Consider the following 21,088-nt stretch of genomic DNA (forward strand, 5'->3'; position numbering starts at 1 on the left):
TTCGTTACGCCCTTTGCTTTTTTTTCGGTAACATCGTCATCATTTGATCAGAAACATTGGCAGATGTCAGTCCAATTTCCTCTAATAGCTCTGATACGCTACCATGTTCAATAAACTCATCTGGAATTCCCATCCGCTTTACTTCAACGTTGTGATAGCCATTGTCATGGAAAAATTCTAATACAGCACTTCCAAAGCCTCCTTGAAGAGCAGATTCTTCTAATGTGAGTACCGGAATTTCCTTTTGAGCAATCTCGTGTAACAGGTCCTCATCAAGAGGCTTTGCAGAATTTGCATTCACGAGTTTTACCGAAAGACCTTGTTTCGATAGATGAGCTAATGCTTGCTCAGCAACTGGTATCATCGTTCCAAAAGTCAAAATACAGGCATCTGTTCCTTCTTGTAATGTTTCCCATTTCCCAATCGGCAACTGCTTTAATTTTTCGTCCATTTTTATTCCATATCCATTCCCTCTAGGGTAACGAACGGCAATGGGACCACCGTCGTATTTAGCAGCAGTATAAATCATATGTTGAAGTTCATTTTCATCTTTTGGCATTAAGATTTTCATATTGGGCAAATGACGAAGGAAAGCAATGTCGAACACCCCTTGATGTGTTTCTCCATCTGCTCCGACAAGTCCTGCTCGGTCAATCGCAAAGACAACATTCAAATTTTGTCTACAAATATCATGTACGACTTGATCATACCCACGTTGCAAGAAAGTAGAATACACAGCAAACACTGGTTTCATACCTTGCGTTGCTAAACCACCAGCCATCGTAGTCGCATGCTGCTCAGCAATACCTACATCAAACATACGCTCGGGGAATTCTTTAGCAAACACGTCTAACTTCGTCCCACCTGGCATCGCTGCTGTTAGTGCAACAATTCGTTTATCTTCACGTGCTATTTTCTTCAGTGTTTCAGCAAACACTCCACTATAACTTGGAGGACCTGGTTTTTTTACCACTTCACCAGATTCGATCTTATATGGTCCAAGCCCGTGCCACGTACCTTTTGCATCGTTTTCAGCTGGCTCATATCCTTTTCCCTTTTTCGTTAGTACATGAACAAGAACTGGTCCCTTTGTTTTCTTGGCATACTTAAGATTCTCCGCCAAATCATCAAGGTCATGTCCATCAACTGGCCCTAAATAAGTAAAGCCTAACTCTTCAAAGAAGATCCCTGAAACTAATAAATATTTAAGACTATCTTTCACACGTTCAGCAGTCGATGCTAGCTTTCCACCGAAAGCTGGGATTTTCTTGATTAACTGTTCAAGTTCTTCTTTTGCCTTATGGTATTTCCCTGCAGTACGTAGTCTTCCTAAGACATTATGAAGAGCACCCACATTTGGAGCAATTGACATTTCATTATCATTTAAAATGACAATTAAGTCTGTTTGTTCATGTCCAATATGATTTAATGCTTCAAGTGCCATTCCACCTGTTAATGCTCCATCGCCAATAATCGCTACAACGTTGTCATCCGTTCCTTTTAAATCCCGTGCTGTAGCCATTCCCATCGCAGCAGATAATGAAGTTGAACTATGTCCAGTCTCCCATACATCATGCTCGCTTTCATTGCGCTTTGGAAACCCACATAACCCTTTGTATTGACGCAATTTATCAAATTGATCGGCACGACCCGTAAGAATTTTGTGCACATATGCTTGGTGCCCAACGTCCCAAATGAATTTATCTTTTGGGCTATCAAACAAATGATGCAACGCAAGCGTTAATTCAACAACACCTAAATTCGGACCTAGATGCCCCCCCGTAACAGACAATTTTCCAATTAAAAATTGTCTAATATCCTCTGCGAGATCTTCTAGCTGTTTTTTTGAATAGTTCTTTAGGTCGTTTGGGTCTTTAAATTCCTCTAGTTTCATAAAGGAACCCTCACTTTCGAGTCAGTTTTTCTTTTTTCTTTGTTTTTCCATTTCCTGAAAATACTTTTATTTTCAGTTTTACCTCTAAAAAATATAATAATCTACCTACTTGATAGATAATTGGAGTTGCATAATGAATCGCCAACGTTTTTCCAACTGCTTTTCCACCAACTGTTAAAGCAGCAACAACACTTGTAAATAAAATAGAAATGGCAAATTGCTGTATTGATGTATCACCATAACCTAGTTGTATCGATAATTGCAAGACAACATAGGCAGATGCCGTACCACTAATAATACCAGAAATATCTCCGATCACATCATTACAGAAATTTGCAAATTTATCTGCATTTCTCGTAATTAAAACAGCATGTTTTGCCCCATGTAAACGCTCTGAAGCCATCGCGTGAAATGGCCTCTCATCTGCTGCGGTTGCGGCTACACCTATTGTATCAAAGAACACACCTAAAAACACAATAATGAACACAATGAACATACCGACTGCCCATGTCACTCCACTTAAAATAAACGTGGAAATAACTGAAAAAATAGCCGCTAGCACAAGTGTGATAACGGCGATTCCCAAACTCCAATGTATTGATTTCTGAAGAGGTTTCATAATTATCTATCGATCACCTTTTAAAAGTTCTATGTATATGTTAGGAGTGGTCATTTAAAGAGTAAACTCTGTAGCTTAGGTCCAGTAGGATTTCCCAATTCAGCTCCACCGCGTCGCCGCGGGTGGCGGTTTCCCTTTATACTGAATTTGACGTTGTCACCAAGCGTCAGACTGGATTACCACTTAGTCTACACTGCAATCCTCTTTAAATGTCAAACGAACAGTCTAGGAGATTTCCTCAGCAATTCCTTGCCATTCTTTTATCCTCTTTTGCAGAGTAGATTTCATATGGGTAAAGTTCAAAACCTGTTGGCCGACACGTTTTGTCCTCATTTCCATAATCCCCTCTACCTCCACTCAAGGCAGGCTACGCTGCAGACAAGCTCCCTAGCTTGCCGTTGCAGGTTCATACCCTTTGCCCTAGTATCATACTCGTGTATGGACCGAGCAAAAGGCCTCCACAGTAGGAGGGTCAACGCCCACATGCCTTTGCGGATCGCCCTACTACCTTTTCTCCCAGTCAAGACCCAAGGCTGGGCGCCTCAAGCCCAGACAAGGAGCTTCATCGATGTGCCCTTTGGCGGATTTTTAGCCCCGCCTTCAAGAATGGAGAACTGACTAGAATACTGCACCACTCACATGTCACGCTATTATAGCATGAGCTAATTCGAAGCTCAATGGAAATGCTTTGAATTAATGGTCACGCTCTGCCACATAGTTTGTTAACGTTAAAAGTAATTGATGATTCATGTTTACTCTATATAAGTATTCTTTTGCTTGAGTCATATGCTCATTTAGCATTTTTTTCGCACCGTCCAACCCTAAAAGATTCGGATATGTGCTTTTATTATTACCATCATCACTGCCGATTGGCTTGCCAATCGTCTCTGGATCTCCTTCTACATCTAAAATATCATCTTTAATCTGAAACATTAAACCAAGTTCCTTGGCAAACATTCGGAGGTTGGCAATATCATCTTCAGTCGCACCTGCAATAATCGCTCCCGCTACGATAGATGCCGTTAAAAGATCTCCCGTTTTATGATGATGAATATAAATAAGTTCTTCTAATGTTAGTGACTTATTTTCTCCTTCCATATCAGCAACTTGTCCGCCTACCATTCCTTCAGGGCCTGCTGCTTTAGCAATCTCTTGTATTAAGAGTAGCTTTTGTTCAGCTGTCACGCCTTGATTATTCATTTGCGCAACCAATTCAAAACTATATGTAAGGAGAGCATCCCCGGCTAGAATAGCAAGAGCTTCTCCAAATATTTTATGATTCGTTGGTTTGCCCCTTCTTATGTCATCGTCATCCATCGCCGGTAAGTCGTCATGAATCAAAGAATACGTATGGATCATTTCAATTGCACACGCGACATCCAATCCGGATTCTATAGGCTTTTCGAAACTTTGAATGGTTGCTAACAACAAAGCAGGTCTAATTCTTTTTCCCCCTGCCTTTAAAGAATAAGTCATCGCTTGAACTAATTTTTCAGGTACAGATAATCGCTCAAGGTGATGCGGCAAGCGCATCTCAACTTGCTCTTTTGTTTCCTTTAAAAAAGAAGTAAGCTCTTGATTCACGATTATTCATCCTCCTGAAAATTTAACAGCTCCAACTCCCCATCTTCATGAAGGATTTGATCCATTTGTTTTTCAACTTTCTCTAGTTTTTCGTGACATTGCTTCGATAATGCCATTCCTTCTTGAAACATTGTAATAGCTTTTTCTAATGGAACATCTCCTTGTTCCAAACACTCTACTACTTGTTCTAGTTCTTTCATAGCTTCTTCAAAACTCAGTTCCGTTTTTTCCGCCATCCAACTCTCCTCCTATTCCATTCGATCTGCACCTTCCACTACACAATGGACTTTCCCATCTTTTAAACGAATATCTAACTTGGTGCCTACTGCAACTTGTTGTGTCGACTTTATTAATGAATTGTTTTTTTGATCATACACTAAGCTGTACCCACGATCCATTAATCGTAGAGGACTAAGAAGGTTTAATTCTCCAATTGATTTTTCAAAAGGAATTCGTTTGCTTTTAATTTGTTCTTTCATCGCCTTTACGAGCGTTGCTTGTAGTTGATTTCTTTGCTCGTTTGCTTGTCGAACTCTCACTTGTGGATGGAGCATCGTTAAAGACTTATCTAAATGTTTCAATTGATTAGCCGGTCCTGTGACCGTTGTCGTGACACTCCGTTTTAATCTGTCCATGTATCCATCAAGTTGCTGCTCTTTTTGCCTAATTAACTGCTCAGGATATCGAAATGCATAAGACCGTTTAAATCGTTCTAGTTTAGCGGATTCAGAAGACAATCGATCTATCATAAGCTTCTTTAATCTCTTTTTTTGCATATTTAGAGACCTTCTCACTTCTTGATGGTCTGGTACCGCCAGTTCCGCCGCCCCTGTTGGTGTAGGGGCACGCAAATCTGCAACAAAGTCACTAATTGTAAAATCAGTTTCATGACCAACTGCTGAAATGATCGGAACATTCGCTTGTGATATAGCTCTAGCTACTCCTTCATCGTTAAAGGCCCATAACTCTTCAATTGAACCTCCACCACGCCCAACGATTAAACAATCAAAGCAACCAGCTAGATCAGCTTGTCGAATGGCACGTGTAATAGAACTAGGAGCTTGATCACCTTGTACTAACACTGGAAGTAATGTAATTTGAGCAATTGGGTATCGTCTTTTTAGTGTGATGACAATATCACGTATAGCTGCTCCTGTCGGGGATGTGATGACCGCAATTCGAGAAGGAAATTGAGGGATGGCTTTTTTACGTTCATTGGCAAATAATCCTTCTCTTTCAAGCTGTGCCTTTAATTTTTCATAAGCTAGGTATAGACTCCCCACTCCATCTGGCTGCATCTCTTTTGCATAAAATTGGTACTGTCCATATGGTTCGTACACATTTACTTCACCTCGAAGCAGTACCTTCATCCCATTTTCAGGTTTAAATTTTAAATAACGATTATGACCTGCAAACATAACTGCTTGCATTCTAGATTTATCGTCCTTTACGGTAAAATACAAATGACCACGACTATGCATCTTTACGTTTGAAAGTTCTCCTCTTATCCAAACACTTTGAAGTATCACATCTTCTTCCATGAGTGATTTGATGTAGCGGGTCACTTCAGAAATCGTTAATACATCTTTAGTCGCCATGATAAACCTCTACGAACGCTTTCTTGCGGAAATAACCGTATTTTCAAGTAGCATTGTAATCGTCATAGGTCCTACCCCTCCTGGGACAGGTGTAATATAAGATGCTTTTTCTTTGACGCCATCAAAATCAACATCTCCAACAAGCTTTCCGTCTACACGGTTAATTCCAACATCTACGACAACAGCACCATCTTTCACGTCTTCAGCTGAAATAAATTCCGGCTTGCCAATCGCGACAATTAAAATATCTGCAAGATTGGTCATCTCACGTAAATTTTTCGTTCTTGAATGTGTATATGTAACTGTTGCATGTTCATTTAAAAGAAGTTGTCCAACTGGTTTTCCAACAATGTTGCTTCTTCCAACAACAACAACATGCTTACCTACAAGGTCAATTTCTGCTTCTTTTAACATCTCTACAACACCAAAAGGCGTACAAGGAAGAAACGTATCTTCTCCTGTCATCATTTTGCCGATATTGATTGGGTGAAATCCGTCAACATCTTTATTAGGAGCAATTCTTTCAATAACAGCTTGTTCTGAAATATGTTCAGGAATTGGAAGCTGAACTAAAATGCCATCAATTGAAGGATCCTCGTTAAGTCGGTCAATTTCTGCTAATAGCTCTTCTTCGGTAATGGTATTTTGCTTTTCAATAAGAACCGAGTGAATTCCTGCTTGTTCACAAGCTTTTTGTTTTGCTCTAACATATGTTTGGGATGCTGGATCTTCCCCAACTAAAATAACGGCCAAGCCTGGTACAATATTTTGAGAAGCTAATTCTTCTACATCTCTTTTTAACTGTTCTCTCTTTTTAGCTGCTAATTCTTTTCCGTTTAATAATAATGCTGTCATGACGTAATCCGCTCCTTTTTATACAAACCTATTTGTGTAACTGCTCCATTGCTTTAGACAAAACTCCATTTACAAACTTTCCTGACTCTTCCCCACCAAATGCTTTTGCTAGTTCAATTCCTTCATTAAAGGTAACATTAACAGGAATATCTTCGATGTACTTCATTTCGTATACAGTCATACGTACAATGGCACGATCTACAAGGCCCATTCGATCAAGAGTCCAGCCTTGGAGACTAGAAGAGATTACTGGATCGATGATTTCTTTATGTTCAAGAGTTCCTCGGACAAGCTCAAGCATAAAAGAACTTGGAGTCTCGCCTTCATCTAAAACGCTCTCGATCGCTACATCCACCTCACTCTCTGTTAGGTCTATTTGATAGAGCGCTTGTGCCGCTCTGAGTCTTGCTACTCTTCGATTCATAGTCAAACTCCTTCTGTTCGTTTAATATGTTGATAATAGCATAACACGCAAGGCTAAAACAGAACAATTTACAATGTTTTGTTTAAAATCTTTCGTTTCTTTACTAAGTAACCGCTTATTATATTCTCACACCTATACTATTATAGCCAAAAATAAATCAATTCAAAAAGTGAAAAAAGGAGGTGCTTCAAAATGTCGATTTAGACGTTTTGAAGCACCCCCCATCCAATGGTTTCTGCAATTGCCAAATAGATCACTGGACCTTTAATTTGTAATTACACTCCATCTTGTTCAACCGGTTCAGTAGATTCAAATTGTACTCCTACTACATGAACATTAATTGCTTGTAGTTCAATTGCTGTCATTGTTTGTAGCGCTTGTTTAATATTTGATTGAATTAAAGTCGCAACTTCTGGTACAGCTACCCCATACGTAATAACAACCGAAACATCTACTGTGATGCCATCTTCAGCTAATTCGACTTTCACACCTTTTCCGTGATTTTTTCGACCTAACTTCTCAGCAACACCTGTTGCAAAATTACCACGCATCGTTGCAACACCATCAACCTCAGACGCAGCTATACCAGCAATGACCTCGATAACTTCTGGTGAAATTTCAACCTTACCTAGCTCCGACTTTTGCTCTTCTAGTTCGAGAATATGATTTTCGTTCATTGTACTTCCCTCCTATTATCGCATGTAAAACAACGTAACACTTATTTATCAGTGAATTAGAGCTTGATTGACATTACATCATAATGTTCAAGGAACTTCGTATTAAAATCACCCGAAACAAATGTATCATGGTTCAAAAGACGAAGATGGAATGGAATGGTTGTCTCCACTCCTTCTACTTCAAACTCTTCTAATGCTCTCTTCATTTTAGCGATAGCTTCTTCCCTTGTTGCTCCATGAGTTATCACCTTCGCAACCATTGAATCATAAAAAGGAGAAATCACATAACCTGGATAAGCAGCTGAATCAACTCGAACACCTAGTCCCCCTGGCGCTAAATAATTTGTTATCTTACCAGGTGACGGCATAAAGTTCTTTGCTGGGTTCTCCGCATTTATTCGGCACTCAATTGACCATCCTTGGAATGTTATTTCCTCTTGAGTAAGCGAGAGACGCTCGTTACTTGCTACTCGTATTTGTTCCTTTATTAGATCAACACCCGTTACCATTTCTGTAACAGGATGCTCAACCTGAATACGAGTATTCATTTCCATAAAGTAAAACTGATCATTGTTGTGATCATAAATGAACTCAACCGTTCCAGCTCCAGAATACTCTACCGCTTTTGCAGCATTTACAGCTGCCTCCCCCATTGCCGATCTCGTTTGAGGGGAAATCGCAGGTGATGGAGTTTCTTCAAGTAGTTTTTGTAAACGACGTTGAATACTGCAGTCCCGCTCTCCAAGGTGAATCACATTTCCATGATTATCAGCTAATACCTGAATTTCAACATGTCTAAAGTCCTCGATGTACTTTTCAATATAAACACCAGGGTTTCCAAACGCAGTTGCAGCTTCTTGCTGAGTAATATTCATACCCTTTTTCAGCTCTTCCGGATTCCTTGCGACCCGAATCCCTTTACCGCCGCCACCAGCTGTCGCTTTAATAATTACAGGATATCCAATTTCCTCAGCTATGTTCAGTCCAGCATCAATACTTTCAACAATTCCGCTTGAACCAGGAACAATTGGGACGCCAGCTCGTGCCATTGTTTCCCTTGCAACATCTTTTGTCCCCATTTGATTAATAGCTGAAGGGCTAGGGCCAATAAACGTAATATTACATGCTGCACAAATTTCTGCAAAATCAGCATTTTCAGCTAAGAAACCATACCCTGGGTGTATTGCATCAACCTCTGTTAACGTAGCAGCACTCATAATATTTGTGACATTTAAATAACTTCGATTAGAAGCCGTCGGGCCGATACAAATAGCTTCGTCTGCAAGCCTAACATGTAACGAATCCTTATCTGCTTCCGAATAAACAGCTACAGTTTCTATATCTAGTTCTCTACAAGCACGGATAATCCGTACTGCAATCTCCCCACGATTTGCAATTAAGACTTTTTTTATCATCGTATCTCTCCTATGTTACACAAGCTCAACAACAAATAATGGTTGTCCGTATTCAACAAGCTCGCCGTTTTCGGCAAGAACTTCCGTAATCTTTCCTTTGACTTCAGCTTCAATTTCATTCATAAGTTTCATCGCTTCAACGATACAAACAACTGAGTCTTCACTTACTTTATCGCCTTGCTTTACGTATGGAGCTGAATCAGGTGATGGTGCTGAATAAAACGTTCCGACCATTGGTGATGTAATCGTATGTACATTTGTATTTACCGGTACTTCTTGTTGTTTTGGCGCTTCTTTTGGTGCTTCTGTAGTTACAACAGGGGTTGAGACAACAGGAGCTTGCTCTCTTGAAACCTCTACCACCTTCTCAACTGCTGCAGGTGCTTGTTGTTTTTTTAATACTAGTTTTGTTCCTTCTTGTTCAAATTTCAGTTCATCTACACTTGATTGATCTAGTGCTTTTATTAATTCTTTTAGTTCTTGAACTTTTAACATTATTCATGCACTCCCTCTCTTGTCCCTTATTCAACTATATCAAAGGGGATTTTTGAAAATAATATTATATCATGATTATATCGTATTAGTATCTTCGACAAGGCGATCTAATTCCCTCCTCATGAAGTCAAGTAGGAATAAAAGATCGCCATATAAAATCTAATTAGAAGACTATAATGTTCCGGAGACTATTATTCGTCTGTTGATTCTACTGTACTTTCGTCGACTTCAGATTTTATTAATGCATCCTTTTTATATTGACGAAACACAGGAAACTCCGATAAGTTATCAGGAATTTTACCGTTTTCTAACAGGATGATTTTTACGATGTTCTTGTTACGAGCCATATGGAACTTGTCTCCATATTCATTTTCCTGTGTATAACGTTTTAGATTTTGATAATCTTCCTCTTGAATTGAGACTGCGTATGTATCCTCATCACCTTCTTCAGGAACTTGTTCAAATCCAACTTCAAATTCAACGATTTGAATATTATCATTTTTTATATTACGTGTTTGCTCCAGAACTGCCTTTGCACCTTCTGTTAAATCATTCCATTCCATTCCAATCGCTCCTTACGTATTAGTTACTTTGCGTATTATATCATAGACGAATAACCGGAAGCCATTTCTCTTTCGAAAAATAGGTTCTTAAGCGGTTTAATGCCTATCATGCTCTTGGTCATCGTTAATTACCCTTCTATAAAAAACGGCAGAAGAGGTTGTTTCAAATGATATAATATCCAATACGCTTATATATGGAGGAAAGAAAAGTCTCTCATCAAGCGAATGAAGGACCTTTCCCTCCTTTCTCAGCTCGGATAGGAAGTAAAAGAGGTGTGTTATCTACCGAAAGCCCCCAAAAATAAAATCACGGAGACTGGCGTAAGCAGCTCTCCGTGATTTTTAATTCTTCAGGGCTTTTAAAAGCCCGTTCCTTTTCTATAATTACTTCGATGCTTGATGAGCAACAGTAACTGTATTGTTTGAACCTAAATGATCATATGTCATGCTTAAAATTTCATTTGCTTGTTCACGAGAAAGTTCTTCTGTTTGTATAATTACGCGAACTTGATCTTCTTCAGCCATTACTAATGCATCTTCAAATCCTTTCGCAATAATTAATGTTTCTAATTGATGTTCTTTTTGCGATAGACGTTGTAACTCGATACTCTTGTCATGCGCCTGTGACTTCATTTCTGCAGATGCATCTTGAGAAGCCACAATTTGTGTATATTCTTCAGCCATACGATCGCGTGATGCTTGAAGCTCCATACGAATCGTTGCAAATGCTTCATTGGTAGAAATGCTAGAAATAACACCTGAGTCTGTTTCTTCTGCTTCAGCTTCAGCCTCATCTAACTCTTCAGCGATGTTAACGACAACTTCATTTGCATCACCTTCCTCCATTTCTTCTAAGGCCATATCTGAGTCTTCTTGCAGTTCATCAAACGCAACCTGTTCTCCTGGAACCGGACCCGGGGACTGTACATAATACACGGAAAGAACGATAATTAAACTCAACATTGTTAATAACCAAACTGTTTGCTTTTTTAAGACCATTATAAATCCTCCTTTGTTTTCTTCGGCATTACCGAAACTCTATGTGTTGGTACATCAAGGGAACGACTTACAGCTTCTACAACCCAACTTTTAACTTGGGCATTCTCCACTCCTTTAGCTACAACGAGCACCCCTCGAACGGTTGGTTTCTCCTGTTCGACTAGAATGGGTTCTTCCTTATCACCATTTCGTGTAATAACAAGCTGTTCATCACGAGAGATATCTTCTACTTTTCTCGTGCCACCTTCACGGTCTGTCTCATCCGTGTTTTGCTGCTTTTCGTTTGTGTTTCTTTCATACACATTGCGCTCTGTATTAGCTAAATTGACCATTACGTTGACATCGGACACTCCTACAATTTGTTCAAGCACTTCTTTTAGCTGATTTTCATAGCGCATTTCATAGTCTTGCATCGAATTTGGCTCAGCTGATGATGTGTCTCGCCCAAATACAGTCTCAGCTTCATTCTCTTCTTCGCTAAAGACGGGTAAGGATTGTTCTTCGTCTCCTGCTGGATTGGTCAGAAGGTTGCCCGTGATCATGAGCGCTATACCTACACAACCTAGAAGCAAAATGTAATGGAATGACAATCGTTTCTTTTTCCCATTATCAGGCTTCTTAAATAGGGCTTGTAGCCATTGTTGATCCTTCTGTTCATCGCGATTCATTGTGCTTGTTTCCCCCCTTCCCAAGCTATTAAAATCTTATCTTTTGGGATCTGCCAATTTTCTGAGAGAAATGTTTGAACAGGTTCTAAATCATGATCGGTTTCTTCGATTTTCTCATCCTTTGTTCTACTTGAAGTATCAATCTGAACAACTTGGACTGGTAAAATCTCTCTTGAACCCCCTTGGTCCTCTTCGGATTCAGGTGAAGAGGGTGTTTGTACATGGACGTGAATTGCTTTTATTTGCTCAACTATCTGCTCTTCATCCACTGTTGGATTCAAGTCACCATCAAGATCAATTTTTACACTTTTGATTGCAAGTGAATGTTGATCTTTTAATGCTCCTGCTACTTGTCTCTCCAATTGGACAGCCACCTGTTCTAAGGTATATGCGCGTACACCTGACTCTATATCTCTTTTTTGTAAATTTATTGTTTCATTTATTGATCTTTCTGTTTGCTCGACCTCATTAGACAAGGAAAACAGCCATTCATCAACATCCTCAGTAAATATAGTTAATAAAGGTTGAAGCATCACAACAAGTAATAGTAAGCCTACTACCATTTTGACGTACCTCTGCATATTGGAATTTGGTAACATCAGTTCTAAGATCGTTGCAAGTAAGATTAGTAGGATGATATTCGTCAGCCATTCTGTCAAAAATCCCAAGGTTCTCTCTCCTTTCTAGGGTGAAATCGCCCTCTTTTCTTTAAGAGACATGCTGTGATAGCTCCAGTCATTTGCTAGGCGTACGTTCTCCCTTTAATAGCGCGTACACAGTTGCGATGGCTTCACTCGCCGTACACTTTTTAGGAGAAACCCACTTCTAAAGGCATAAAACCATTACGGTGGCTCCTTAGCGCTTCGGATTATAAAGTAAGGTGCGGACCTTCCCCCTTACTAGTGCGAACATGTTGCGATGGCTACGCTCGCCGTGCGTCTTTTAGGAGAAACCCACTCCTAAAAAGCTTAAAACATGACGGCGGCTTCCTTAACTCTTCAGATTATTAGGTAAGGTGCGGATCTTCCTCCTCACTAGTGCGAACATGCTGCGATGGCTACACTCACCGTGCGCTTTTTAGGAGAAACCCACTCCTAAAAAGCTTAAAACATAACGGTGGCTCCGCTCATCGCTTTGAGTTAAGGAAAAAAGGCAAGATCGGCCTTTTTTCCTTAACTCATCTAATCATTAGCGACAAGTTTCCTGCTGCGACCATGATGGTGATGGCTAGGAAGAACATGAGGCAGACGGCTGCCATTGCTGCGAATACAAAGATGACTGCTTTTCCAATAATTGATAAGCATTCAATGATCGGACCTCCTCCTAATGGTTGTAGCACGGCTGCTGACAAGTTGAAGATTATTGCTAGTGATAACACTTTAATTGCCGGAAAGGCACATAACATTAAGAGGATTCCAAGTCCTGCAATTCCAATCGTATTTTTAAGTAATAGCGATGCACTTAACACCGTATCTGCTGCATCTGTGAACATCCTTCCAATTACTGGTACAAGATTCCCTGCAATAAATTTTGCGGTTCTTACTGTAATCCCATCTGCTACAGCAGTTGCTGCACCTTGAACAGAAATGACACCTAAGAAAATGGTTAAGAATACTCCTAATGTTCCTATTGCTAGATTCCTAAGAAAGTTAGCTAGTTTGGTTACTTTATAATGATCTGTAAGCGTGCTAACAATGCTCAGTACTGTTGACAAAAAGAGCAGCGGCAACACGACATGCTGAATTAATAGCCCGCTCGTATTAACTAAGAAAATGATAAGCGGATGAAACAACGCTGCTGATGTTATATTTCCAATGGCCGCCATCATCGCTAACAAAAGTGGGAGCATAGCAATCATAAAGTGGACCATGCTACTAATGGCATCTTGAGCATAAGAGATCGCTACCTTAAAACTGTTTAACGCAATAATCATTAGCACCATATACGTGATGGCATAAGCTACTTTGCTAACGGTCTGTTGTTCAAATGCATTTTGCAATGACTGCAAAATCATACAAAAAACCGTTAAGAGAATAAGTGAACCTAATAACTTTCCGTTCACTAGCAATTCATGCAATAAATAACGGACAAGCCCCATTCCCCATTCTTTCATTGAAAATTGCTTGTCCCCTCGAACAAACTCCATAAATGTTCCTTTTTGACTTTCCGGAAGAAACCCTCCGTACTCTGTTGAAATCTCTTCCCAATAGGCCCTGATCTCATCTAGTTGCAATTGTTCCATTTGTTGTTCAACAAATCCCTGTTCGTCCAACGGTCCAGTTTCAGCTGAGCTGATTGGTGCAAATAATAATAAGACTGTAACTACGATGATTCCTTGAACGATGAACCGTATGTTCACGCTTGTCCCCCCAATCACACACTACTCGTTACGATGGTAAAAGAGAAAGAACCATTTCAATCACTGCTGTTAATATTGGTATTGCCATAACTAAAATCAATATCTTCCCAGCCAGTTCAATCTTTGAAGCAATAGCAGCTTGTCCTGCATCCTTTGCAATCTGTGAACCGAACTCTGCTATATAGGCGATCCCAATTATTTTTAAAATTGTTTGCAAATACATCATATTCATGTTTGCTTGTTCGGCAATTCCTTCAAGCATTTTGACGATTTTAGCAATTTCATCTATAAGAAATAGAAAGATCAGAACACCAACAAAAACTGTTAGCATAAAAGCAAATAATGGCTTCTGTTCTTTAACGACAAGGGCTAGGAAGGTTGCGATAAGTCCTAACCCGACAATTTGGATAATATCAATCGCAACTCACCTCCCTACCCTTGAAACAAGAAGACCCCTTTTATTTTCTGGAACAAATCATCAACAATTGTTGCTACCATGTAGAGTACGACGACAAATCCTATAAGGGTAACCCAATGGGCCCAATCTTCCTTACCCATTTGCTTCAAGACTGTGTGAATCATCGCAACCACAATTCCAATTCCTGCTATTTGAAAAATGGTGTTAACATCATACACCACAACCTCTCCTCCTCCTGCCATTACAACATCAATATGACAATCAGCAATCCTGTCAAGAACCCTAAACTTTTAATCATTCGTTCATACCGATGTTGGCGCTCTTTTGCCTCTTGTTCTTCACGCTCAAGATGAGAAAGTGTTAATTTGATCTGCTTTTGTTGTTGCTCTCGGTCGTGCTGACCAAGGGTTGCACCAAACTGCATCATCACTTCTTTCTCACTATCAAGCATTGAGGTTTGTCCCCATGTTTCGTTCAAGCTTTCTTCCCATGCTTCAAAAGCTGTTTCTTGTTTATTTTGCAGTCTGTAGGCAAACTGCTCGAAGAAGCGCGAGATTGGTAATGGCATTTGTTTTGCTATATGCTCACTCGCCTCAGCAAGCGGTGTTAAGCCATACATGATTTCTGCTTCTAGAGATTGGATAGCTACTTTTAGCTGTCTTAGTTGCTTTGGCCTTTCACTCAGCCGTTTGGCGCCCTCAAACCCGATCCAAGTTGTGGCAAGTATGATGATAATAGCGCCGAATAACTTCACGTTACAGTCACCACATCTTTCCTTTTTTGATTGCGAATCCGCTTGATGACACCGGCTCTTGTCGTCCTTGTTAACTCAACACTTCGTTCAAACACTCCAAGCTCGACCAATTTCTTTAAGCCAGGCCTTTGTTCAACGTCCTCTAATGAATAGCCATGAGCCGTTGTCATTACTTTTACTCCAGCATGCAGGGCTTCCTGTACAGCAATAACATCTTCATCTCTACCTATTTCATCAACGATAATCACATCAGGACTCATTGAACGTATTAACATCATCATGCCTTCTGCCTTTGGGCATCCATCAAGTACATCAACTCTCGACCCAAGCTCTAGTTGCGGAACGCCTTTCATGCTCGCAGCAATCTCTGATCGTTCATCTACAATGCCAACTTTTAAGGGGGCAATGTTGCGACTTGGCATTCCTTTACTTATTAACCTTGCAACATCACGAAGCATAGTTGTTTTCCCTGATTGTGGCGGTCCGATAAATATTGTATTTAACCATCTCTGATCATACAGATGCGATACTAACTGTTCAGCGACACCAATCGTTTGTCTTGCAATTCGAATATTAAAAGAACTTATATCTCGTATCGTTTTGACATAACCACGATCAAGTACTACTTTGCCGGCAAGCCCAACTCTGTGTCCTCCTGCAATGGTGATAAATCCTCGACGTAACTCTTCTTCAAATGCATACATAGAATATTGACTTAGCTGATTTAATAAATATTTGGCGTCCTCTGCTCTCACAATATAATGCCGCTCGTTGGTTTGCGGATAATAAGGCCGTCCTCCTGAGACAACTTCAAGAGGTCTGCCAACACGAAGGCGAATTTCTTCAACATTTTGTGCAACGTTTGATTGTAAGCGATTGATCACTACTCGAATATTCTCTGGTAAAATGGATGCTATATCTGGTAACATTTCCCCTTCAACTCCCTCTACTTTCTAATACCAATTAAGATTAGTGCGACCCCTGCTCCTATAAATAGAAATTTCGATAACGATAATTTGTCTGACATCCCTATAAGTCCTAGCGCAATAGAAGTAATAAAAATTGTTGGACCAATAATAGCGAGCATTGCATTTAGTGCTACAGCCTTTTCAATGCTATTAAACTTTAGGATCAAACCAGCTACCGTTAATTCAATTAGGCCAGAAATCACTCGTAAACCTACCATTACTAGCAGAGTCATTTCTATTGTGTAGAACCACGTTTTCATTCTTCCACCTCAACAATATTCGCTTTGTACAACCTTATGAGAGAAGGCACTTATTCAGAACAAAAAAAGACGAGCTTATGCGCTCGTCCTTCTTTTATATTTAATTTGACTGTATTGTTGTAGTCGATGAACAAAAAGAAAGAGGCTGTCTTTAAAAGGTTTTGACCTTTAAGACCGCCTCATCATTTACCCTATTATGCACGTGAAACGTATGCACTATTTCTTGTATCAATAATTAGGAGATCACCTTGGTTAATAAAGAAAGGAACTTGTACCGTTAACCCAGTTTCTAGAGTAGCCGGCTTCGTTCCACCTGAAGCTGTGTCTCCTTTAATTCCTGGTTCCGTTTCTGTTACTTCGAGTTCAACTGTATTCGGTACTTCTACTCCTAGCGTCTCACCTTGATAAGTCATGATTTGAACAACCATATTTTCTTTTAAGAATTTAAGTTCATGTTCAATTTGAGCTGTCGGCAATTCGATTTGCTCATATGATTCATTATCCATGAACGTATGCATATCTCCACTAGCATATAGATAAGCCATACGACGATTTTCAATGTGCGCTTTCGATACTTTTTCACCAGCACGGAACGTCTTTTCTTGTACAGATCCAGTACGAAGGTTACGTAATTTCGAACGTACGAAAGCTGCTCCTTTACCTGGCTTTACATGTTGAAACTCCATAACTTGCCAAATCCCATTATCAACTTCAATTGTTAAACCTGTTTTAAAATCATTTACAGAAATCATTGTTAAATTCCTCCATCTTTCATCCAGTACTTGGACGTTCAGTCACAATCCTTACTATACCACAGCTTGGAAAAAGTTTCTTTCCTTATTTTAGGAACGAAACTATTATAAATTCATTTCACTACTCTCCTACTATAATTAAGTCTTTTGGAGAATGAGTGAAGGAACGGTTTCCATCCTGTGTGATTAGTGTATCGTCTTCAATTCTCGTTCCACCTACTCCGGCAATATAAATTCCTGGTTCAACAGTAACAACCATTCCTGGCTTAAGTACTGTACTTGATTTCATCGAGAGCGATGGGCCCTCATGAACTTCCATTCCAAGGCCATGTCCAGTTGAATGTCCAAAATACTGTCCATACCCTTTTTCTGTAATATACTCTCTTGTTAGTGCATCAGCTTCTTTTCCAGTTAAACCTGGTTTAATTCCATCCATTCCACGAAGTTGTGCTTGAAGGACAGTATTGTATATGTTTTTTAATTCATCACTCACGTCCCCAACTGCAACTGTTCGCGTAATATCTGAACAATACCCTTTATAATAAGCACCAAAATCTAATGTAACAAGCTCTCCTTTTTGAATTATCTTGTCACTCGCCACTCCATGCGGCAAGGCTGAACGATAACCTGATGCGACAATAATATCAAAGGATGAACTTGCCGCCCCTTGTTTTCTCATGAAAAATTCTAGTTCGTTTGCTACGTCCAACTCTGTAATTCCTGGACGAATAAATGTCGTAATATGCTCAAATGCTGCATCAGCTATATTTGCCGCATCTTGAATCAATTGAATTTCCTGATCATTCTTTATAAGTCTTATTTCTTCCACCATTCCTGAGACAGGAACTAATTCAATTCCATTCATTTGCTTAGCATAAATTTGATGTGCTTCATATGTAAGGTGTGCTTGTTCAAACCCTAATTTCTTCAACCCAAGCGCTTCAGCTTGTTTCGCTACTTCTTCAAAAATTGGTCCAGTATGTTGAACAATTTCAAAGTCTTTCGTTTGCTCTTTCGCTTGCTCCATATAACGAAAATCAGTGATAAATATCGCTTTTTGCAATGAAACGATTGAAACACCAGCAGTACCTGTAAACTGGGTCAAATACTGCCTATTATGGCTACTTGTAACTAATAATCCGTCAATTTGTTGTTCCTCAAGCTTGGAACGCAACACCTGAATTCGATTCATATTTTCTCCTTCTTTCTAATATATTGTACCCGCTACACTAAAAACTATTGTAGCATAAACAGAAGGTAAACAAAGCACATAAGAGGAGAAAGCCTAATCATTTCGGTGCTGTTCTGCATATTCATAGGATATGGAGTATCCAATAAAAGCACCGTACAAAGCATACAAACAAATGGAAGTTATAATCGTATTCATATCGAGGTTATTCACCGATTTAAGTCCAGGGAAAATCGGATTCAATAAGATAAAAACCAACACCCAAAGAGCAAGTCCAAACCCAATACTAATCCACAATTTATTAAATTTTTGTAAGGTTAATCTATATAAAAAAGCTACTCCAATTGACAGCACCGCTATCATCGCTACCCCAACTAATTGACCAATATACGTATCTTTCCAATCTCCAACGACAAATGGCATTAACGCAAGAGCCGGACCAACTCTAATAAAATTAAAATAGAAAGCCAAATAACCAATAAGAGACCAAATAAGCCCCCCAAATAGTCCAATTAATACAACTTTTGTTGGATACGACATTTGTTCTTCCTTTTTGTTTCTTTCGACATACTGTTTTTCCACTCTGACCACCTCCACCCAATAGTATGTCCGATAATAAAGTTGAAAAGTCATAAAATTTCTATTGTCCAACTAGAATGAAGACTACTTATTTTGGGTATAATATAGGGAAAAGTATTTTTTTGAACTATTGCTTACGAAGTTGTTATTATAGAGGATTTTATCTATCAAATGTAGAATAATATTGTAACAACCTACCCACTTTTTATTCATTCTTCCAGTAGGGCAAGCTCCTTGAACGAGTTTCCATAATCACTGTAGCTTTGTTTACTAAAGAAATGGTTGAGCCTTGGTGCTCTTTTATTTTATTTTATTTCACTCCTTTCATCCGCCCTTTTAGGCGTAAGTATAAATAAAAAACTATACGAGCAAAACTTACCTTTCACTGTTAGATCATGTCCGATGTCCTAAAAACACCGGCGTGATTCCAAGCAGAAATTGTGTAGCCTTTGATCGTCAATTCTATTGGAGGTGTAGACAAATGCGTTCGATCATGAAGTATATCATACCCGTTGTTCTTTTCTTCGCTTTTATAGGACTCGGTTACGAGCTAATCTTTAATCCTCTTGGCTTCCTAACAAGGATCTTGATGATTGTAGGGTTTGTAGCTGTTATTTTTCTAGGCTATCGATGGTATATGTCTCGTAAATACGGCACACCTCTTTTCCCATCACAAACAGGCCCAAGTCGAGCGCAGCTTCGTAAAGCAAAACGAACGAGCACACAACGTTCGTCGTCTCCCGCTCCAACAGCTGCTTTCAAACCGAGAACTACGAACATGATGACTGAAAAGAAAAAAACTTCTCGCCCTAAAAACCGTAGAGAAGGTCATAATTTAACTGTAATAGAAGGTAAGAAAAACAAGAAAAAGAAACGAGCGTTTTTTTAAACGCTCGTTTCTTTTTCTATTACATTGCTTCGATTTAAATCAAAAAGGGGAAGGGCACCCCTTTTTCCATAAATAGTGCGAACATGCTTGCAATGGCTCCGCTCGCCGTGCGCCTTTTTGAGAAGTTCACTCAAAAAGGCTTAAAACCTGTACGGCGGCTTCGCTCATTGCTTCGATTTAAATCAAAAAGGGGAAGGGCACCCCTTTTTGATTTAAATCTTAGTAACACCATTTTTTTAGGAAGTGGTTTGTTTCTTCTCTTCCTAAGACGATGAGTTTCTCTTTCTGTTCTTCTGATAATTCAAAGTCTGTTGCTTTAATGTTTAGGACTGGGATAAAAACAATGTTCCGGGCATGTTCTTCATCAATATATTTTATGTCGTGTGCTGATGCCATAGTCTCGAATAAAGCTCGGTACATTGCTACTGCATTATTGATTTTTTTAGGTGGTATCTCACTTAATTCAGGCTTTAATTGAAAGCCAATAACTGGTCGCCTCCACCTTTTAGGGTTTCCATCCATAAACAGCCACATTGGAAAGTTACTGAGCAACCCCCCATCCACAATATAGGATGCTTTCCCTCCACTCCCTCGATCATAAATCTTTACTGGTTCAAAAAAATAGGGGATGCTACAACTCATTCGAATAGCTCTAGATACCGGGAATTTTTCTGGAATGACACCATACTTATTTAAATCATCCGGTAACACGAGCAACTTTCCTTTCGTTAAATCGGATGCAATAATTCTTAATGACCCTTGAGGTAAATCACCAAACGTCTTTACTCCTTTTGCTTCTAACACGGTGCGCAGCCAATCTTCTAAAGCATTGCCTTTATACAAACCAAGGCGATAATACAAGTGTAACCATTTTGTTAATGTAAATGGAAGGAAGGACATCCGATCATCCTTAAAAGATTCAATATCTAATTCATCAAGCAGTTGAAAAATCTCTTCACTGCTGTAGCCTACTTTAATAAGTGCTGCTATGATTGATCCCGCACTCGTCCCAGCAACTCGGTCAAATTCATACCCTTTCTCCTCCATAACTTGGAGGGCACCAATAAATGCGAAGGCTTTTACTCCTCCACCAGCAAATACGCCATCAACTTTCATTAGAAATCGCCTC

25 protein-coding genes are annotated in these 21,088 nt (G+C 39.5%); 1 reads left to right on the top strand and 24 read right to left on the bottom strand.

The window, feature by feature from the left end:
- Positions 1-4: 4 nt before the first annotated feature.
- The 23 genes from dxs to SAY88_RS13440 form a co-directional block, all read right to left on the bottom strand.
- Positions 5-1,894 carry a 1-deoxy-D-xylulose-5-phosphate synthase gene (dxs, locus tag SAY88_RS13330; RefSeq protein WP_332632311.1) on the bottom strand — a complete coding sequence of 630 codons (1,890 nt, stop codon included), beginning with the start codon at positions 1,892-1,894 and terminating at the stop codon, positions 5-7.
- Positions 1,895-1,904: 10 nt separating this feature from the next.
- The gene (locus tag SAY88_RS13335; RefSeq protein ID WP_332632312.1) at positions 1,905-2,513 is read right to left on the bottom strand and encodes a hypothetical protein; all 609 of its coding nucleotides are present in this window, start codon (positions 2,511-2,513) and stop codon (positions 1,905-1,907) included.
- 693 nt (positions 2,514-3,206) lie between these two features.
- Positions 3,207-4,097: a polyprenyl synthetase family protein gene (locus tag SAY88_RS13340; protein WP_332632313.1), complete on the bottom strand. Its 891-nt coding sequence runs from the start codon at positions 4,095-4,097 to the stop codon at positions 3,207-3,209.
- A gap of 2 nt (positions 4,098-4,099) precedes the next feature.
- Positions 4,100-4,333, bottom strand: a complete 234-nt coding sequence (locus SAY88_RS13345) for an exodeoxyribonuclease VII small subunit (protein ID WP_250095081.1) — start codon at positions 4,331-4,333, stop codon at positions 4,100-4,102.
- Between the two features lie 12 nt (positions 4,334-4,345).
- Positions 4,346-5,695 (bottom strand): exodeoxyribonuclease VII large subunit, encoded by a 1,350-nt coding sequence (xseA, locus tag SAY88_RS13350; protein WP_332632314.1) that lies wholly within the window; start codon positions 5,693-5,695, stop codon positions 4,346-4,348.
- A 9-nt stretch (positions 5,696-5,704) separates the two neighbouring features.
- Complete coding sequence (gene folD / locus SAY88_RS13355; RefSeq protein WP_332632315.1) at positions 5,705-6,550, bottom strand: bifunctional methylenetetrahydrofolate dehydrogenase/methenyltetrahydrofolate cyclohydrolase FolD; 846 nt, start codon at positions 6,548-6,550, stop codon at positions 5,705-5,707.
- Between the two features lie 28 nt (positions 6,551-6,578).
- Positions 6,579-6,974: a transcription antitermination factor NusB gene (gene nusB / locus SAY88_RS13360; RefSeq protein WP_332632316.1), complete on the bottom strand. Its 396-nt coding sequence runs from the start codon at positions 6,972-6,974 to the stop codon at positions 6,579-6,581.
- Positions 6,975-7,249: 275 nt separating this feature from the next.
- A complete protein-coding gene (locus SAY88_RS13365) occupies positions 7,250-7,651 on the bottom strand; it encodes an Asp23/Gls24 family envelope stress response protein (protein ID WP_332632317.1) in 402 nt (133 codons plus the stop codon).
- A 56-nt stretch (positions 7,652-7,707) separates the two neighbouring features.
- On the bottom strand, positions 7,708-9,066 hold the full coding sequence (accC, locus tag SAY88_RS13370) for an acetyl-CoA carboxylase biotin carboxylase subunit (protein ID WP_332632318.1): 1,359 nt from the start codon (positions 9,064-9,066) through the stop codon (positions 7,708-7,710).
- A 15-nt stretch (positions 9,067-9,081) separates the two neighbouring features.
- Complete coding sequence (gene accB / locus SAY88_RS13375) at positions 9,082-9,561, bottom strand: acetyl-CoA carboxylase biotin carboxyl carrier protein (RefSeq protein ID WP_332632319.1); 480 nt, start codon at positions 9,559-9,561, stop codon at positions 9,082-9,084.
- A gap of 191 nt (positions 9,562-9,752) precedes the next feature.
- Positions 9,753-10,124, bottom strand: a complete 372-nt coding sequence (locus SAY88_RS13380) for a hypothetical protein (RefSeq protein WP_250095074.1) — start codon at positions 10,122-10,124, stop codon at positions 9,753-9,755.
- Between the two features lie 384 nt (positions 10,125-10,508).
- Entirely contained in the window at positions 10,509-11,123 is a 615-nt protein-coding gene (locus SAY88_RS13385; RefSeq protein WP_332632320.1) for a SpoIIIAH-like family protein, read from the bottom strand.
- Positions 11,123-11,791 carry a stage III sporulation protein AG gene (gene spoIIIAG / locus SAY88_RS13390; protein ID WP_332632321.1) on the bottom strand — a complete coding sequence of 223 codons (669 nt, stop codon included), beginning with the start codon at positions 11,789-11,791 and terminating at the stop codon, positions 11,123-11,125. Before spoIIIAG ends, SAY88_RS13385 begins: the two co-directional genes overlap by 1 nt.
- Positions 11,788-12,459 (bottom strand): stage III sporulation protein AF, encoded by a 672-nt coding sequence (gene spoIIIAF / locus SAY88_RS13395; protein ID WP_332632322.1) that lies wholly within the window; start codon positions 12,457-12,459, stop codon positions 11,788-11,790. The genes spoIIIAG and spoIIIAF overlap by 4 nt, the downstream gene beginning before the upstream one ends.
- Positions 12,460-12,968: 509 nt before the next feature.
- Positions 12,969-14,144, bottom strand: coding sequence for a stage III sporulation protein AE (gene spoIIIAE / locus SAY88_RS13400; RefSeq protein ID WP_332632355.1), 1,176 nt, complete (start codon positions 14,142-14,144; stop codon positions 12,969-12,971).
- Between the two features lie 34 nt (positions 14,145-14,178).
- Positions 14,179-14,568: a stage III sporulation protein AD gene (gene spoIIIAD / locus SAY88_RS13405; protein ID WP_332632356.1), complete on the bottom strand. Its 390-nt coding sequence runs from the start codon at positions 14,566-14,568 to the stop codon at positions 14,179-14,181.
- 14 nt (positions 14,569-14,582) lie between these two features.
- The gene (gene spoIIIAC, locus SAY88_RS13410; RefSeq protein ID WP_034630453.1) at positions 14,583-14,789 is read right to left on the bottom strand and encodes a stage III sporulation protein AC; all 207 of its coding nucleotides are present in this window, start codon (positions 14,787-14,789) and stop codon (positions 14,583-14,585) included.
- Between the two features lie 20 nt (positions 14,790-14,809).
- Positions 14,810-15,322, bottom strand: a complete 513-nt coding sequence (spoIIIAB, locus tag SAY88_RS13415; RefSeq protein ID WP_250095070.1) for a stage III sporulation protein SpoIIIAB — start codon at positions 15,320-15,322, stop codon at positions 14,810-14,812.
- On the bottom strand, positions 15,319-16,251 hold the full coding sequence (gene spoIIIAA / locus SAY88_RS13420) for a stage III sporulation protein AA (protein WP_332632323.1): 933 nt from the start codon (positions 16,249-16,251) through the stop codon (positions 15,319-15,321). The genes spoIIIAB and spoIIIAA overlap by 4 nt, the downstream gene beginning before the upstream one ends.
- Before the next feature lie 17 nt (positions 16,252-16,268).
- On the bottom strand, positions 16,269-16,550 hold the full coding sequence (locus SAY88_RS13425) for a YqhV family protein (RefSeq protein ID WP_250095068.1): 282 nt from the start codon (positions 16,548-16,550) through the stop codon (positions 16,269-16,271).
- A gap of 194 nt (positions 16,551-16,744) precedes the next feature.
- The gene (gene efp / locus SAY88_RS13430; protein ID WP_332632324.1) at positions 16,745-17,302 is read right to left on the bottom strand and encodes an elongation factor P; all 558 of its coding nucleotides are present in this window, start codon (positions 17,300-17,302) and stop codon (positions 16,745-16,747) included.
- A gap of 121 nt (positions 17,303-17,423) precedes the next feature.
- Positions 17,424-18,494, bottom strand: a complete 1,071-nt coding sequence (locus SAY88_RS13435) for a M24 family metallopeptidase (protein WP_332632325.1) — start codon at positions 18,492-18,494, stop codon at positions 17,424-17,426.
- Positions 18,495-18,587: 93 nt separating this feature from the next.
- Entirely contained in the window at positions 18,588-19,073 is a 486-nt protein-coding gene (locus SAY88_RS13440) for a YqhR family membrane protein (RefSeq protein ID WP_332632326.1), read from the bottom strand.
- Between the two features lie 478 nt (positions 19,074-19,551).
- Here SAY88_RS13440 and SAY88_RS13445 point away from each other — a divergent pair, with 478 nt between their 5' ends.
- The gene (locus SAY88_RS13445) at positions 19,552-19,959 is read left to right on the top strand and encodes an SA1362 family protein (protein WP_332632327.1); all 408 of its coding nucleotides are present in this window, start codon (positions 19,552-19,554) and stop codon (positions 19,957-19,959) included.
- A gap of 219 nt (positions 19,960-20,178) precedes the next feature.
- On the opposite strand, the gene SAY88_RS13450 is transcribed toward SAY88_RS13445, so the two are convergent.
- On the bottom strand, positions 20,179-21,075 hold the full coding sequence (locus SAY88_RS13450) for a patatin-like phospholipase family protein (RefSeq protein WP_332632328.1): 897 nt from the start codon (positions 21,073-21,075) through the stop codon (positions 20,179-20,181).
- Between the last annotated feature and the right edge of the window lie 13 nt (positions 21,076-21,088).

The organism is Halalkalibacter flavus (assembly GCF_036663575.1).
GTDB classification, from domain to species: domain Bacteria; phylum Bacillota; class Bacilli; order Bacillales; family Bacillaceae_D; genus Halalkalibacter; species Halalkalibacter flavus.